Source organism: Gluconacetobacter liquefaciens (genome assembly GCF_003350405.1).
Lineage (GTDB): Bacteria > Pseudomonadota > Alphaproteobacteria > Acetobacterales > Acetobacteraceae > Gluconacetobacter > Gluconacetobacter liquefaciens.
On sequence record NZ_QQAW01000003.1, the window covers coordinates 244,960 to 260,587 of the forward strand.

Sequence of the window (15,628 nt, forward strand, 5' to 3'; positions counted from 1 at the left end):
GGATCAGGGATGGGCGGCTGGATGCACGTCGCTCTGCGCCTCGCGCAGGAACGTATCCAGGAAGCGCTGGGCGTTGATCGACTGCACAATTCGTACCTTGCGGATGCCTGTTTCCTTCGGTGCCGTCGCGTCGGGCCAGACGACGACGTGGCCGTAATGGGGCCCATTGGCGATGTCGATGTCCATATAGGCGTCGAGCGAAGTACTGATCAGCGTGGGGTCGGCTGCGATGGCCGTCGCCATTTCATCCCACATCGGCAGCGGGTCGTAATAGGTGCCGATATAGTCGGTCATCGGTGTGCGTTTCTGCTGGATGCGCTTGAGATAGTCGCGCGTCATCATCAGGTCGTTGGACACGTTGCCGACGACGGTGATCGACGGCCAGGGGGCGGTGAGGGTGATGTGTGCGGCCTCGGGATCGAAGATCATATTGAAGTCCGAAGCGAAATCGACGTTGCCGGTCAGGGCGCGCATGCTGGTGTCCAGCAGGCCGCCCATGAAGATCAGTTCCTTCGCGGTGGCGGCGAAGGTGGGGTCGATACGGATCGCCAGTGCCAGGTTGGTCATTGGTCCGGCTTCGACGATCGTGACCTGATGCGGGTGTGCGTGGACCTGCCGGATCAGGAACAGGGCGGCGCTTTCCGCCGTGGGTTTCAGGCTCGGGGCACCGTCTTTCATCGCCGGTAGTGGCGGCTGTTCGGAGGGGACCTTGTCCATCGAACCCAGTGCGCCCCATGCACCCTTCCAGGGAATGGTGCCGAACTGCTTCTCGCGCATGCGCATTCGGGGCACGCTGTTGATCAGCGGATAGACGGCACCGTCGGCGACCGGAACGTCGGTTCGGCCGATGATCTCCAGAAAGCGCCGGAGATGGGCGGATTCCTGATTCTCCCAGCCATCACCAGTGGCGACGGTAAAGCCCAGCACTTTGACGGCGGGGTTGAACAGCAGGGGGATGATCGATTGCTGGTCGGAACCGCCGGGGCCGAGAAAATCATTGTCCTCGATCACCAGTCGCGGCTCGGCCGCATGAGCGGTCGGCTGGGTGGCGGCCAGGAGGCCCGCGCCCAGGACGAGCGCACGCAATGCGGTGGGCAGGAGGCGGTGGGAGGCAGTGTGCGTCCGGCGCCGGGAAGGGGAAAATGGCATGCTGCGTCCTGTGTACGAGAGCCCGGCTGTCCGGTCGCCCTGAGACTGTTTTAAAAAGGCTGCATCTGGCAATCCGGCGCGTGTTTTCTCCGCCGCGTCGCGATTGGCGATTACGTTGCGGTGCTGGGCGAAAACGTGATCCTTGGCCGTTTCTGGCTCAGTATTTATCAAGTTGGAACAGTGTTTTAAAGAACCATGGCGCCGAGCAGGGCCTCTAGGCGGAGACGGCCCGCATTCGTGGCACGCAGGACGGCCCCCTGGATGGTTTCGTCACGCACGAGGTAGCCCTCTCCCAGCGCTGCCGCCAGAATCGTCGGATCGAGCGCATCTTTCATCGCCATGCCCGTGCGCTGTGCGAATCGTGCCTCCGGCACGCCTTCGGTGAGGCGCAGGCCCATCAGCAGCATTTCTCGGGCGCGGTCGCGCGATGTCAGGATGTCATCCTGCATCAGGCCGCTGCCCGTTCGTTCCACCCGTTCGGTCCAGGGTTCCGGGGCGCGGTGGCGGCGGGTGGCGTGCAGGCCATCCGCCAGGGTCGTTCGGCCATGGGCGCCGGGACCAATTCCAAGATAATCGTCATAGCGCCAGTAGGTCAGGTTATGGCGGCTTTCCGCTCCCGGCCTGGCGTAGTTCGAGACTTCGTAGGCGGCCAGTCCGTGGCCGGCGGCGACCGTGGCGGTTTCTTCGTACATCAAGGCCCCTGAATCCTCGTCGGGCAGGGTCAGCAGCCCCTGGCGATGCAGCCCTTCGAAGCGGGTGCCGGGCTCGATGGTCAGTTGGTAGAGCGACAAATGGTCCGATACCAGGGCGAGGGCTTGATTCAGTTCGGCCCGCCAGGCGGCCGGCGACTGGTTCGGCCGGGCATAGATCAGGTCGAAGGAGATCCGCCCGAACAGGTCGCGCGCCGTCTCCAGTGCCGCGATGGCCTGGCCGGCGGAATGCTGGCGCCCCAGCAGGTGCAGCGCGTCGTCGTCGAGGCTCTGGATGCCCAGCGACACCCGATTGATTCCGGCGTTGCGAAAAGCGCGCAGCCGCTCGATTTCGACGCTGGTGGGGTTGGCCTCAAGCGTGATTTCCAGATCGGGAGCTGTGGCGAACAGGGATCGGGCGTCGGCGATCAGGGCCGCGACCGTCTCGGGCGCCATCAGCGACGGTGTGCCGCCGCCGAAGAAGATCGACCCTAGCCGGCGCGGGCCGTCTTCGGTCAGGCGGGCGGCTTCATGGGCCAGTTCGCGCCGCAGGGCCGCGGAGAAGCGGGCCTGGGGAATGGTGTCGCGGACGTGGCTGTTGAAATCGCAGTACGGGCATTTGGCCAGGCAGAACGGCCAATGGACGTAGAGTGCCAGGGGCGCCCCTTCATTGGCCGGCGCCTGTGCGTCAGATGGCAAGCCGCACGCCCAGTTCCACCACACGATCGGGCGGAATGCGGAAGAACTCGGTGGCGGGGACGGCGTTGCGCGCCATCAGCAGGAACAGGGACATCCGCCAGCGCGACATCTTGGGCACCGAGGAGCGGACCAGCAGTTCGCGACTGGTGAAATAGGAGGCCTGCATGGCGTCGAACTCCACGCCGTTGGCCTTCAGGTCTTCCAGCGCGCGGGGCAGGTTCGGTGTTTCCATGAAGCCGTAACGCAGGATGACCCGGTAGATATTCGGTGCGAGCTGCTGCAGGGCGACACGGTGGCCGCGCGTGGCCTCCGGCTGGTCGAGGGTCTGGACGGTGACGAACAGCACATGCTCGTGCAGCACTTTGTTGTGCTTCAGATTGTGCAGCAGGCAGGTCGGCACGAATTCCGGTGTCGCGGTCATGAAGACGGCCATGCCGGGCACGCGGATGGTGCGCGATTGCGGCAGGCGGGCCAGGAACGAATTGACGGGCAGGCTGTCCAGCTTCTGCCGGGCCATGATCAGGCTGCGGCCGCGTTTCCAGGTCGTCATCATCAGGGTCAACGCGGTGCCCAGCAGGACCGGCACCCAGCCGCCCTGCGGGATCTTGAGCGCATTCGACGCGAAGAAGACGCTGTCCATGACGAAGAAGCCGCCGAACGTTGCGGCCGCCGCCGCCCGCGACCAGTGATACTGGCGGCGGAACACCACCATTGCCAGCACGCAGGTGCACATGAAGGTGCCGGTGACGGCGATGCCGTAGGCCGAGGCCAGGGCATCCGAACTGCGGAAGGACACCACCAGGAGCAGGGCGCCGACCATCAGGAAGCGGTTGAATTCGGGCAGGAAGATCTGCCCTTCCTCATCCTTGTTGGTGTGGGTGATGCGCATGCGCGGCAGGTAGCCGAGCTGGATGAGCTGGCGGCAGAGCGAAAAGCCGCCCGAGATGCCGGCCTGGCTGGCGATGACGGTCGCCATCGTCGACAGGACGATCATCGGGATCTGTAGCCAGTGCGGCCCGAGCAGGAAGAACGGATTGCTGATCGCGGACGGGTCGGAAATGATCAGCGCGCCCTGGCCCATATAGTTCAGCGCCAGGCAGGGCAGGACGCAGAACAGCCACGCATAGCGGATGGGTTGGCGGCCAAAATGGCCCATATCGGCATACAGTGCTTCCGCACCGGTCACGGACAGGACGACCGAGCCGAGGGCGATGAAGGACAGCCAGCCATGGTAGATGATGAACTTCACGGCGTAGATCGGCGAAATGGCCATCAGGATATGCGGATGGCGGATGATCGCCAGCAGGCCCAGGACGCCGAGCATGCTGAACCAGACCACCATGATCGGGCCGAAGATGGTGCCGACCTTGCCCGTGCCGTAGGACTGCACGCTGAACAGGCCGATCAGCACCACGATCGCGATCGGTATGATCAGTTCGCGCGCGGCGGGAAAGCTGACCTCCAGCCCTTCGACGGCCGAGAGGACCGAAATCGCCGGCGTGATCAGTCCGTCGCCGAAGAACAGGCAGGCGCCCGCGATTCCGGCCATACCCAGAAGCAGCTTCAGCCGGCTGTCGGTGGATACTTTCTGCGCCAGCGCCATCAGCGAGATGATGCCGCCTTCGCCATTATGATCGGCGCGCATGATCAGGATCACATATTTGACCGTGACGATCAGGATCAGCGACCAGAGGATCAGGCTTTCGACCCCCATGACTTCCCAGGCATCGATCTGGTGATGCTGCGAGACGACGAGGATGGTGGAACGCAGGGCGTAGAGCGGGCTGGTGCCGATGTCGCCGAAGACCACGCCCAGGACGGCCAGGAGGGCGGCGAAACCGACCGGATTGGCAGCATGTTCGTGCTGGTCGGCACCAAATTCGGTGATCTTGGAAGACGTGTCCGAATGTCCTCCCGTTTCCGCAGCCATTGCGGCTGTCTGGGCGGGCGGTATGGATCCGGCAGTTTGGTCGACCGGGTCTGGCGTCATGTCGGGACGGCTCCGAGGACTGTTGGCAGGCAACGGCGCGCCGGCCGCGTTATCACCCGGCATAGCGTCATGATTCGGGGGCAGCAAGGCGAGCCGGCGGGATAGCGCTATTCGGTGCGCTGACGGGTCGATGACCGAAGATCGCGCTGCCGACGCGGACATGGGTGGCGCCAGCCGCGATCGCAGCCTCGAAATCCGCCGACATGCCCATCGACAGCAGGGCCACGCCGTGGGTTCGTGCCAGATCTGCCAGGTAGCGGAAATGCGGCGTCGGGTCCTCGTCGGCTGGGGGGATGCACATCAGGCCGCGCACGGCGTGGCCGAAACGCTGGCGACACGCGGTGATGAAACTGTCGGCCTGCGCACGCGGGATGCCGGATTTCTGGGATTCGTCGCCGGTGTTCACCTGGACCAGCAGATCCGGCAGCCGCCCCGTACGGTCGGCGGCGCGGGCCAGCGCGTCGGCCAGCGCGGGGCGGTCGAGGCTTTCGATCATGTCGGCGATCCGCACTGCCTCCAGGGCCTTGTTGGTTTGCAGGCCGCCGATGATATGCAGGCGCATGGCGGGCCAGTCCTGGCGCAGGGCGGGAAACTTCTCCGCCGCTTCCTGCACACGGTTTTCGCCGAATACGGTCTGGCCGGCGTGCAGGGCCTCCACCACGCTGGATTGCGGGTGGAATTTCGAGACCGCAACCAGTGTGACGGCATCGGGTGCGCGGCCTGCGCGGCGCGCTGAAGCCACGATCCGCTCCCGGATACCGGCCAGGGCGGTGGCGATCGTGGATGGGCAGGACGGGTGGGCGGCGGGATGGGTCGTCATGGCTTTACGGTTGGACGGGGCTGGTCGCCGGTCAAGGGGGATATGACGCAGATTCCGGGGGTGGAGGGGTGGCGGTGGGAAGATGGGCATGCCATCAGCACGCGGCATCATGAAACGGGACGGGAGGAGCATACGCACCATGAACCAGGGCGCACCAGACGGACGGGGGCAGCGCGGACCGCGCGGGGCCGGGGCGGACCCGACGCGGGATATCGCCTTCGATATCGTGCAGGGCGTTCTGGAACATCGCCGTATGCTGGAGACCAGCCTGGACCAGTCGCCCGCGGCGCGTGGCGCGGATGCGCGCGACCGGGCCGCCGCGCACCGGCTGGCGGCGACTGTGCTGCGCCATCTGGGCACGGCCGGCATGGTGCTGGAACCGTTCCTGAAGAAGGAGCCACCGCTGCCGGTGCGCTCGGTACTGCTGATCGGCGTGGCGCAGATCCTGTTTCTGGACACGCCCGCTCATGCGGCGGTTGGCACGGCGGTCTCGCTGGCGCGTCGGCGGGGGCTGACGCCGTTCGCGGGTTTGGTGAATGCCGTGCTGCGCCGCGTGGCACAGGCCGGCGCGGGCGCGCTGGACGGGCTGGACCAGGACCGGCTGGATGTGCCGCCCTGGTTGTGGGGCGCGTGGGGCGGATTGGCACGACCGATCGCTGAAGCGCTGGGCCGTGAGGCCCCGCTGGACCTGACCCTGCGCCCCGGTGCGGAGTGCCCGTCAGGCGCGGAGCTGTTGCCCACCGGTACGGCGCGCCTGCCGGCCGGGACGCGGGTAGCGGAACTGCCGGGGTACGCCGAGGGGGCGTTCTGGGTGCAGGATGCGGCGGCGTCGCTGCCCGCGCGCCTGCTGGCGGCGCAGCCGGGTGAGCGGATTGCCGATCTGTGCGCGGCGCCGGGGGGCAAGACGGCGCAACTGGCCTTTGCCGGGGCCGAGGTGACGGCCATCGAACGTGAGCCCGGTCGCATGGCGCGGCTGCATGAGAATCTGGCGCGTCTCGGCCTGACGGAGCGGGTGGCAACCGTGCTGGGCGATGCGACAACCTGGCGGCCCGATGCGCTACTGGACGGTGTGCTGCTGGATGCGCCGTGTTCGGCGACCGGCACCGCGCGGCGCCACCCCGATGTGTTGTGGATCAAGCGTCCGCGCGATTTGCAGGCCCTGACCGAGGGGCAGGACCGGCTGCTGGCGGCGGCGCGCGACATGCTGCGCCCCGGTGGGCGCCTGGTTTATGCCGTCTGTTCGCTTCAGCCCGAGGAGGGGCCTGAGCGCGCCCGCGCCGCAGCGGCGATGGGGCTGGTGCCCGACCCGTTCTCGGCGGAGGAACTGGCGATGCTGCCCGAGGCCCTGACCCCGGAAGGCTGGCTGCGGACCCATCCGGCGCTCTGGGCGGGAATCGGGGGGATGGACGGGTTTTTCGCGGCGCGTTTCCGCCGCCTCTGACATCTCCTGCGATCGTGAGGGCAGGGGTTATGGCTGGGTGGCATGCAACTGCTTGCATGCCGCCCGTGATTTCCTGTTACAGTGTCCGTCATGGCCATTCATTTTCCCCCTCTTATCGCGCCCAGTGTCCTTTCGGCTGATTTTTCGCGCATGGCGGACGAAGTCGCCGCCGTTGAGCGGGCTGGGGCCGACTGGCTGCATCTGGATGTGATGGACGGCCATTTCGTGCCGAATCTGTCTTTCGGTGCGCAACTGATCAAGGCGCTGCGCCCGCAATCGGGCCTGGTGTTCGACGTGCATCTGATGATGGCGCCGGTCGACCCGTATCTGGAGATGTTCGCCGAGGCGGGGGCCGACCACATTCATGTGCATGTCGAGGCGGGACCGCATACGCACCGGACCTTGCAGCAGATCCGCACGCTGGGCGTGAAGCCGGGTGTGGCCATCTGTCCGGCGACGCCGGCGCAGGCGGTGGAGGAAGTGCTGGATCTGGTGGACGTGATCCTGGTCATGACCGTCAACCCGGGATTTGGCGGCCAGAAATTCCTGACCAGCCAGTTGGAGAAGATCCGCACGCTGCGCCGGATGGCGGAAGCGACAGGTCGTGATATCCGGATCGGTGTCGATGGCGGCGTGGATATCAGGACCGCGGCTCTGGCGACCGAGGCCGGGGCCGACATGCTGGTGGCCGGCACCGCAGTCTACGGCCAGCCGGATTATGAGCGGGCCATTGCCGATCTGCGCGGGGCGGCCAGAAGGGCCTCATGATCCAGGGCGGGCTGTCAGGCGTGGGGTGGACGGAACTGTCTTGTGAAAAGAGAGGGGCCTGATGGTCCTGCGACGTTGGAGCCAGGATGCACGTCTTTCGCTGGCTCGTCTGCCGTCGCTGGCGGGGTTGGGGCGTGTTCCTGCAGCACCGGTCCATGTTGTACGCGACCTGTGGCCCGGTGATCCGACATCCGGGGCGCAACTGGCGCTTGGCAGCCTGACCCATGGCGGCGTCACGCGCCGGATCGGCCCTGGCCGGTGGGAAGATCCGTCTTATCCCGATTCGTTTCGAGCCTATCTGCATGGCTTCACCTGGCTGCGGGACCTGCGCGCTGTTGGAACGGATTCGGCGCGGCTTCAGGCCCGCGCATTGGTCAATGACTGGCTGGCCCATCCGCCGACCGACCCGATGGTGCGTGATTGCGCCGTGACCGGCGCCCGGCTGGCCTCGTGGCTGGGGCATTACGACTTTTTCGCCGCATCGGCCGACGACGGATTCCGCCATCGCCTGATGCAGCGTCTGCTGGCCGAAGGACGGACGATCGCGGCCCTGTTGCCGCCCGAGACGCATGACTGGCGGGCGCTGGTCGCCTTCAAGGGCCTGCTGGCGGCGGCGATCGCAATGCCGGAGCATAGCGGTTTCCTTTCCCGCTTCATGCGCTATCTCGATGCCGAACTGGCGCGGCAGATCATGCAGGATGGGTGTCATATCCAGCGCAGCCCCGAAATCCAGTTTCTCGCCCTGCGCGAACTGGCCGAGATGCGGGCGATGATTCAGGCGGCCCAGTTGCCGTTGCCTGATTCGCTGGCGCTGGCGCTCGACCGGATGAGCCCAGTGCTGCGGGCCCTGCGGCATGGGGATGGGGGGCTGGCGCTGTTCAACGGCAGCCATGTCGGCAATGTCGCGATGATCGAGATGGTCCTGGCGCAATCGACCCGGTCGCGGGTGGTGGCGACCGCCATGCCCGACGGGGGCTTTATCCGCCTGCAGGTTGGGCGTTCGTTGCTGCTGGTCGACGCGGCGGCGCCTCCGCCGGCTGGTTTTGATGGCCTGGCCCATGCGGGGACATTGTCCTTCGAGTTTTCGGTGGCGCGGCAGCGCGTGATCGTCAATTGCGGCACCGGGCAGACGCCGGAATGGCGGCGCGCGCTGCGTGAAAGCGCCGCGCATTCGCTGCTGGTGCTGGAGGGCTGCTCGTCCTCCGACATCGGGCCCGATGGCGGTATCCAGCGGCGCCCGCCCCATGTGACGGCGGAACAGATGGGCCAGGACGGGGCGCACTGGCTGGATCTGTCACACGACGGCTACCACGCGCCCTTCGGTGCCTCCTGGCGCCGTCGGCTCTATCTGGGGGACGGGGGCGAGGACCTGCGGGGCGAGGAAATCGTCGAGGGCGAACGGGCGCAGTCCTTCGATCTGCGGTTTCATCTTCATCCTGCGGTCGGGGCCGAATGGGACGCCGAGGGGCAGATCGTCATTCTGGACGTTGGGGGACGGATCTGGAAATTCCGCGCCGACGGCGGGACGCTGGCGGTCGAGGAGAGCATCTATTGCGGGGCAGGGAAGCCTGAGCGGACGCGCCAGATCGTTATTCACGTGCGACCGGGCGATACTGGTGTGACGGGTGAGGCGACAGCCGAGGTAGTGGAGGCGGTGGAATCGCTCCCCGTCGAAGGCGCGGCGGCCGACCTGGGTGGCGAACTCGAGGCCGACGGGACGAAGGCAGCCGCTATCCCGGAAGCGCATGCCCGCGTTCAGCGTTCGGGAAGTGAGGAGCGGACGCGCCAGATCGTTCGCTGGGGACTGATGCGGGTGGAAGGTTAGATCACCTCTGCGTCCCGCCGGTGCGAAGGATGGTCGGTGGGTTTGTCCGCAGATCCGTGGTCGCGCGCCCGGATCGTGCCCATGGTTTCCGCGATGACCGGGCGTGGTGCTATGAGAGCCTGTCTGGAATGCACGCCTGTGGCGTGTCCTCGGCGCATTTCGAGACAGACTCAGAGACGGCCGGGGTGCTGAGACGAATGGACGGGGTGCTCTGCATGCGGATGGTCGGTACGGATAGCATGTAAACAACGATGAAGATTCTTGAAGTTACCAACGTCGATTTTTCCCTTCGGCATTTTCTTCTGCCTCTGATGCGCGGTTTGCGGGCCGAGGGACATGAGGTTATCGGCGTCTGTGCGGATGGGCCGTTACTTGCCGAGGTGCGTGACGAGGGTTTCCGCGTCGAGACGGTTCCGATGGCGCGGTCCTTTTCGCCACTGGCGCAGATCGAGGCATTCACGGCGCTGATGACCCTGATCCGGCAGGAGCAGCCGGACATCGTGCATGCGCACATGCCGATCAGTGGGCTGCTGGCGCGGCTGGCGGCGAAGCTCTGCGGTGTTCAGTGCGTGGCCTATACGTGTCATGGGTTTCTGTTCAATCAGCCGGGGTCGATGCCCCGTCGGGGCCTGTCGCTGGCGCTGGAATGGATGGCCGGCCGGATCACCGACCAGTATTTCACCGTCTCCACGCAGGAGGCAGAGGACGCGCAGCGCCTGCATATCCACCCGAAGCCGCTTGCGCTGGGCAATGGCCGCGATCCGGCCAGCTTTCATCCCGATCCTGAAGCGCGGCAGCGGATTCGTGCCGAACTGGGCGTGTCGCCCAACGCGGTCGTGATCGTCGCCGTTTCACGGCTGGTACGTCACAAGGGTTATCCGGAGTTGCTGGAGGCCATGGAACAAGTGCCCGGAGCGGAACTCTGGGTGGTGGGCGAACGCCTGGCATCGGACCATGGATCGTCGCTGGACGAGAATTTCGCGCGTGCGGAGCGCGAGCTTGGCGGACGGCTGCGCCGGCTGGGCTATCGGAGGGACATTCCGGCCCTGCTGGCGGCCGCGGATATCTTTGTGTTGCCCAGCCATTTCGAGGGGCTGCCGATGTCGGTGATCGAAGCGATGCTGTGCGGCCTGCCCGTCGTGGCCACCGATATCCGTGGCCCGCGCGAGCAGGTGGTGAACGGCCGCACCGGGCTGCTGGTGCCCTTTGGAGAGGTTGCACCGCTGGCCCGGGCGCTGTTGCGCCTGGTACGGGATTCGGACCTTCGATATCGGATGGGCAATTCCGGGCGGATACGTGCCCAGAGCCGGTACGATGAAGCGACTGTCACCGCTCACGCCGTCGCGGCGCTGCTGGACAACGCAAAGGACAAAAAGCCGGTGCCGGACCCTCAGGCTGCGCCTCATTGAGGGCTGCCTCGCCAGGCGGCGCAGGTGGCACGAGATTATCATATGGTTTTCCGTGAGCACCGTATGGACAGTCATGGTTTCGGTAGGTAACGTATTAATATTGACTTTATAAATTCGAGTGAAAACCGCCCCGTTTGGTTCCGATTTCCTGAATGCAATCGGTGTGAAGTGTGTTCGGCGGATTTATAGGCTCTCAAGAATATTAGAGAGAGGCGAGTGCGATGCGGTTCCTGCGGGAAGTTGTTGCTCTAAAGCGCGACTGTCGAGGCGTGACAATGCTGGAATATGGGTTGATCGCGGCGCTGGTCGCTATCGTGGCCATTACTGCGCTGACGACAATGGGTAAAAATCTGGGCAACACGTTCAATAATGTGGCCAGCCAACTTCCGACGAGCGATTCATCGGATGGTAATCAATCGGGTACCGGGAAAGTCGGCGGCGATTAGTCATGTCCGAAATTCTCAGATTTGATTGATATTGTTCGTGAAGGTTGGCGCCATTGCGGGAATGGCCGGGTGGCCACTGGCGGAGGTGTGTCTGGGCGGCGTGGCGGCGCTTCTGTTCTGGGCTGCCCTCTATGATATCGCGACCCGACGGGTCTCGGATCGTCTGGTTCTCTGTGTCGCCATGTTGGATTTTCTGCTTGCCTGCCTAGGGGGTTATCCGTGGCGTGGGGTGCTGTCCGGCTTTTGCCTCTTCATATTGGGGGTAATTTGCTGGTCGCGCGGGTGGATGGGGGGCGGAGACGCCAAATTGCTGGGGGCTGTGGGCCTTGCGCTCCGGCCCGGCCAGGTGCCGGCGCTGGTTCTGGATATCGCGTTGGTCGGGGGTGTATTGGCCCTGTGTTATCTGCTGGGTCGGGCGGCGCTGCCGCTGCGCCATGGCAGGGCGGCGCCTCGAAACGGGGTTCAACGTGTTCTGCGGATCGAGCGCTGGCGACTGCATCGTGGATGCCCCCTGCCATATGTCTGTGCCATAACGGGAGGAAGCCTCATCGTTTTCCTGTAGCCGGGGCATATGATGTTTCGCTTTGTTTTCTTTGTTCTTATGGCAATCGGATTGGGGGGATTTGGGACCGTGGCGTGGATCGCGACCCATCGGCCGGCCGCGAGAACTGAGGTGCGGCAGGCTGCCATGGTCAAGGTCCTGGCTGCGTCGCGGTCACTGGATGGAGGGCATTTGCTGAAACCGGAGGATGTAACCACGATCGACATCCCCCATGGGCGGGAAAGCCCCGATATGACGATCGCTTCGCCCGAAGCGCGTGAGGCGCTCATAGGGGCCATGCTGCTTCACGCCGTTGGAGGGCGCATGATCCTGCGGTCGGGAGATTTGCTGCGTCCGGGCGACCGGGGGTTTCTGGCGGCTGCGCTGCATGGGGGGATGCGGGCCGTGACGGTCGGTGTCGATGCGATTACGGGCACTGCCGGGCTGATCTGGCCCGGTGACCATGTGGACCTGATCCTGACACAGACCTTTCCGAACGAACCGCAGGCCGAACGGCGAGTGGTGGCCGAGATTGTCCTGTCGAACGTGCGGGTGATCGCCATTGATCGCCGCCTGGTGCAGGGCAGGGATGCCGGCAAGGAACCCCAGGCGCGGACGGTGACGCTGGAAGTGACTGCGATCCAGGCCGAACAGGTTTCGGTGGTGACCCGCATGGGGCGCCTGTCGCTGGCGGTGCGCTCGGCACAGCCCGGAACCGAACCCGAGCCGGTGCCGCGCGCGGCCTGGGCCGGCGATGTTTCGCGGAGCGTGCGTGATGACGTGGTGCCGGCCCCGGCCGCCCGTTCGGTTCTGCTTTACGAAGGGGGAGCGGACGGGAAGGAGGTGCGGTTCTGATGGCGGGTAGCGGGAGAGTGGCGTGGCTCGTCATGGCGGCCACCCTGTCGGCCCTGCCGGCGCTCAATGTCCATGCGCAGGAGCCCGGTTCGGGGGAACAGGCCGAGGGGATGCAGGCCCTCAGCCTGGAAGCCGGCAGCGGGCATATGGAATACCTCCCCGAACCCGCCGCCCGGATCTTCGTCGTCGACCCCAGGATCGTGCAGGTTCGGCCGGCCAGTGGCACGAGCATGGTCCTCTATGGCGTGGCGGCCGGACGGACGACGGTGATGGCAAGTAATGCCGCTGGCCGGACGATCGCGCGCTTCACCGTCGATGTGATGCCGTCGCGCTATGGAGCGTCGCAGGCCGAGGCCGAGATCGCGCGGCAGATGCCGGGTAGCCAGGTCAGGGTTCAGGCCGATCTGCGCAATCTGGTGCTGACCGGTTCGGTCGAGTCCCCCGAGGACGCGTCACGGGCTGAGGAGATCGCGAAGGGGTTCGTGGCCAGTAACCAGGGGGTGACCGATCGGATCGCTATCCGCTCTGCTACGCAGGTCACGCTCGTCGTGCGGATTGCCGAGATGGACCGGAATGTGGTCCGCCAGTTGGGAATCGACTGGCAGGCGGTCGGCAATATGGGAAAGTTCGGCAGCTTTCCGGCGCTGACGCTGAACATGAACGCCAGCACGGCCGCCTGTGTGGCGACCCGCAATCCGTTCTGCCTGGGCAGCAACGTCAATGGGGTGGTCGATGCGCTGGCCCAGGACAATCTGGTGCGGCTGCTCGCCGAGCCGAACCTGACGGTCATGAGCGGGCAAAGCGCCAGTTTTCAGGTAGGCGGCCAATATCCCATTCCGCTCGCACAGCAGGCTGGGGCGATCTCGGTTGCCTTCAAGAGTTACGGCGTCAGCCTGACGTTTCTGCCGACGGTTTTCAGTAACGGGCGAATCAATCTGCATGTGGTGCCGGAGGTGAGCCAGTTGAGCAACCAGAACAGCGTCTCGGTCACCACCTCGGGCGCTACCTCCGTCATTCCCGCCCTGACGGTCAGGCGGGCGGAGACGACGGTGGAACTGGGCAGCGGTGAGACCTTCGCCATCGCCGGTCTGCTGGAGGATTCGCTAACAGATTCGACCAAGGCCATTCCCGGTGCCGGCGATATTCCGGTATTGGGGACGCTGTTCCGGTCGGGGAGTTTCAATCGGCAGGAGACCGAACTGGTCATTCTCGTCACGCCGTATCTCGTTCGGCCGGTGGTCGATCGCGCCCGTATGACCGCACCGACCGACATGGCGGGGGTGCCGGGTGAGTTGGACCGCCTGCTGCTGTTGCGGCAGGCGATGCCGACTCAGCCCGCCCGGCCCGTTGCCGTGCCGGGGAGCGCCGGATTCTTTGTCGAATGATGGTGGTGGGCGCGCGACATGTCAGGTCGGGCATGCTGTGTTGTGCTCTGGTTCTGCTGGCGGGTTGCGCGTCGCTGGAGCCTTATCGCAAGCCCTACGCCTGGCACCCCGTGGGGGCCAATCAGGCCAATCTGGCGGCAATGGTTGCCGATCCGCATGACCTGGTGCGTGGGCAGTCTGAACAGGAGACGGATGCGCAGGCGCCGGTGCTGGCGATCGAGCGTGTGCGCGAGGACAAGCCGAAGCGATTGCCTTCCACCAGCGGGATTTTCGGTGGCGCCATAGGATCCGGGTCGGGATTGGCGGCTGGTGCCAATAATGGCGGGTCGCCCGTATCCGCATACGGGTACTGAACGATGACGGAGATGGACACGGCGGGCCGGCACGACAGACCGTTCCTGATAGGGTTTATCCACGATGCCGGAACCGAGGCGATCATTCGTGATGGTCTGGGATCATCCGTCGGCTTCACCCTCGATCTGCGCCGTGGGTCCGTCCGGACTGCCATCGCTGCCCTGCGCCGGCAGGCAACCCCGAAAATATTGATCGTCGATATCGGCGAAGAAAAGCAGCCGATCAGCGCCCTGCGCGAACTGGCCAATGTGGTCGAGCCGGATGTGTCGGTTCTACTGGTCGGCACCCTGGATAGCGCGGATTTCTATCGCGAGGTCACGCGCGGACTCGGCGTGCTGGAATATCTGCCGCGTCCGCTGACGCGGGAAAAGATCGCGCGCGAATTCGGCCCGGTGCTGATGGGGCAGATCCCTGAGCGCGATAATGGCGGTCGGTGCGTGACGGTTACAGGTGTCCGGGGCGGGGTGGGAGCCTCTACCATCGCGACCAACCTGGCCTGGCTGTTCGGGGTGGGGATGCACCGCCATACGGTATTGCTGGATGCCGACCTGTATCGGGGCATGGCTGCCCTGCTGCTCGACGTGACGATGGGAACAGGGTTGTGCCAGGCGCTGGAAATGCCGGAACGGATTGACGTGCTGTTGCTCGAACGCGCGGCTGTTCCGGTGGCCGAACGGCTGCATGTGCTGGCGGACCGGCTCGATTTCATGACCGAACTGAATTGCGCACCGGTTGCGACGCGCGCCCTGCTGGGCGTGTTGCGGCATCGATATAATTTTATCGTGGCGGATGTGCCGTTTGTGCCGAACAGGTTCAGTCGCGATCTGCTGATGGAAGTGCATCAGCGCATTCTGGTTCTGGAGCCGACCCTGGCATCGGTGCGCGAGACACTGCGTCTGCTGGGGGTTCCGCCCGGCCCCTTGCAGAAACAGCGGCCGGTTCTGGTCCTGAACCGTATGGGCCGGCCCGGCACACTGAATCGTCGGCAGGTGGAGGATGCCCTGAAAAGCCATGTCGACTTGATTATTCCCGATCTGCCGCGTCAGGTCGGAAATGCGGAAACATTGGGGGAGGCAGCCGTGGCCACGCGCGGCGTGTTTCGCAACGCGATGTTCGAACTGGCGCGGCAGGTCGATGCGGTGGGCATGCTGGATGTCGGGTCAGGATTGTCGGGGGTGCCGATAGCCGGGATCGGGCGACGCTGGCTGTCGTTCGGTCGGCGATGACGGGGTTTCGTCCTCCGGCCTTTGGCCGTCG

14 protein-coding genes are annotated in these 15,628 nt (G+C 65.3%); 10 read left to right on the top strand and 4 right to left on the bottom strand.

Annotation, left to right across the window (positions count from 1 at the left end):
* Nucleotides 1-3: 3 nt before the first annotated feature.
* From C7453_RS07340 to C7453_RS07355, 4 genes are all read right to left on the bottom strand, one after another.
* The gene (locus tag C7453_RS07340; protein WP_114726884.1) at nucleotides 4-1,149 is read right to left on the bottom strand and encodes a nucleoside hydrolase; all 1,146 of its coding nucleotides are present in this window, start codon (nucleotides 1,147-1,149) and stop codon (nucleotides 4-6) included.
* 185 nt (nucleotides 1,150-1,334) lie between these two features.
* Nucleotides 1,335-2,537 carry a radical SAM family heme chaperone HemW gene (gene hemW, locus C7453_RS07345; RefSeq protein WP_114726885.1) on the bottom strand — a complete coding sequence of 401 codons (1,203 nt, stop codon included), beginning with the start codon at nucleotides 2,535-2,537 and terminating at the stop codon, nucleotides 1,335-1,337.
* Nucleotides 2,527-4,467 carry a potassium transporter Kup gene (locus C7453_RS07350; RefSeq protein ID WP_114726886.1) on the bottom strand — a complete coding sequence of 647 codons (1,941 nt, stop codon included), beginning with the start codon at nucleotides 4,465-4,467 and terminating at the stop codon, nucleotides 2,527-2,529. The genes hemW and C7453_RS07350 overlap by 11 nt, the downstream gene beginning before the upstream one ends.
* Before the next feature lie 127 nt (nucleotides 4,468-4,594).
* On the bottom strand, nucleotides 4,595-5,347 hold the full coding sequence (locus C7453_RS07355) for a YggS family pyridoxal phosphate-dependent enzyme (RefSeq protein WP_114726887.1): 753 nt from the start codon (nucleotides 5,345-5,347) through the stop codon (nucleotides 4,595-4,597).
* 139 nt (nucleotides 5,348-5,486) lie between these two features.
* Here C7453_RS07355 and C7453_RS07360 point away from each other — a divergent pair, with 139 nt between their 5' ends.
* From C7453_RS07360 to C7453_RS07410, 10 genes are all read left to right on the top strand, one after another.
* Nucleotides 5,487-6,788 carry an RsmB/NOP family class I SAM-dependent RNA methyltransferase gene (locus C7453_RS07360; RefSeq protein WP_174787918.1) on the top strand — a complete coding sequence of 434 codons (1,302 nt, stop codon included), beginning with the start codon at nucleotides 5,487-5,489 and terminating at the stop codon, nucleotides 6,786-6,788.
* 90 nt (nucleotides 6,789-6,878) lie between these two features.
* Entirely contained in the window at nucleotides 6,879-7,556 is a 678-nt protein-coding gene (rpe, locus tag C7453_RS07365) for a ribulose-phosphate 3-epimerase (RefSeq protein WP_114726888.1), read from the top strand.
* A 61-nt stretch (nucleotides 7,557-7,617) separates the two neighbouring features.
* Complete coding sequence (locus C7453_RS07370; RefSeq protein ID WP_114726889.1) at nucleotides 7,618-9,381, top strand: heparinase II/III family protein; 1,764 nt, start codon at nucleotides 7,618-7,620, stop codon at nucleotides 9,379-9,381.
* Between the two features lie 251 nt (nucleotides 9,382-9,632).
* Nucleotides 9,633-10,790: a glycosyltransferase family 4 protein gene (locus tag C7453_RS07380; RefSeq protein WP_114726891.1), complete on the top strand. Its 1,158-nt coding sequence runs from the start codon at nucleotides 9,633-9,635 to the stop codon at nucleotides 10,788-10,790.
* Nucleotides 10,791-11,011: 221 nt separating this feature from the next.
* Nucleotides 11,012-11,236: a Flp family type IVb pilin gene (locus C7453_RS07385; RefSeq protein WP_114726892.1), complete on the top strand. Its 225-nt coding sequence runs from the start codon at nucleotides 11,012-11,014 to the stop codon at nucleotides 11,234-11,236.
* 37 nt (nucleotides 11,237-11,273) lie between these two features.
* Complete coding sequence (locus C7453_RS07390) at nucleotides 11,274-11,798, top strand: A24 family peptidase (RefSeq protein WP_141288719.1); 525 nt, start codon at nucleotides 11,274-11,276, stop codon at nucleotides 11,796-11,798.
* A gap of 39 nt (nucleotides 11,799-11,837) precedes the next feature.
* Entirely contained in the window at nucleotides 11,838-12,632 is a 795-nt protein-coding gene (gene cpaB, locus C7453_RS07395) for a Flp pilus assembly protein CpaB (protein WP_255318158.1), read from the top strand.
* A complete protein-coding gene (locus C7453_RS07400; RefSeq protein WP_114726895.1) occupies nucleotides 12,632-14,017 on the top strand; it encodes a type II and III secretion system protein family protein in 1,386 nt (461 codons plus the stop codon). The genes cpaB and C7453_RS07400 overlap by 1 nt, the downstream gene beginning before the upstream one ends.
* Nucleotides 14,018-14,049: 32 nt before the next feature.
* On the top strand, nucleotides 14,050-14,370 hold the full coding sequence (locus tag C7453_RS07405) for a CpaD family pilus assembly lipoprotein (RefSeq protein WP_170143156.1): 321 nt from the start codon (nucleotides 14,050-14,052) through the stop codon (nucleotides 14,368-14,370).
* A gap of 3 nt (nucleotides 14,371-14,373) precedes the next feature.
* Nucleotides 14,374-15,597 carry an AAA family ATPase gene (locus C7453_RS07410; RefSeq protein ID WP_114726897.1) on the top strand — a complete coding sequence of 408 codons (1,224 nt, stop codon included), beginning with the start codon at nucleotides 14,374-14,376 and terminating at the stop codon, nucleotides 15,595-15,597.
* Nucleotides 15,598-15,628 lie beyond the last annotated feature (31 nt).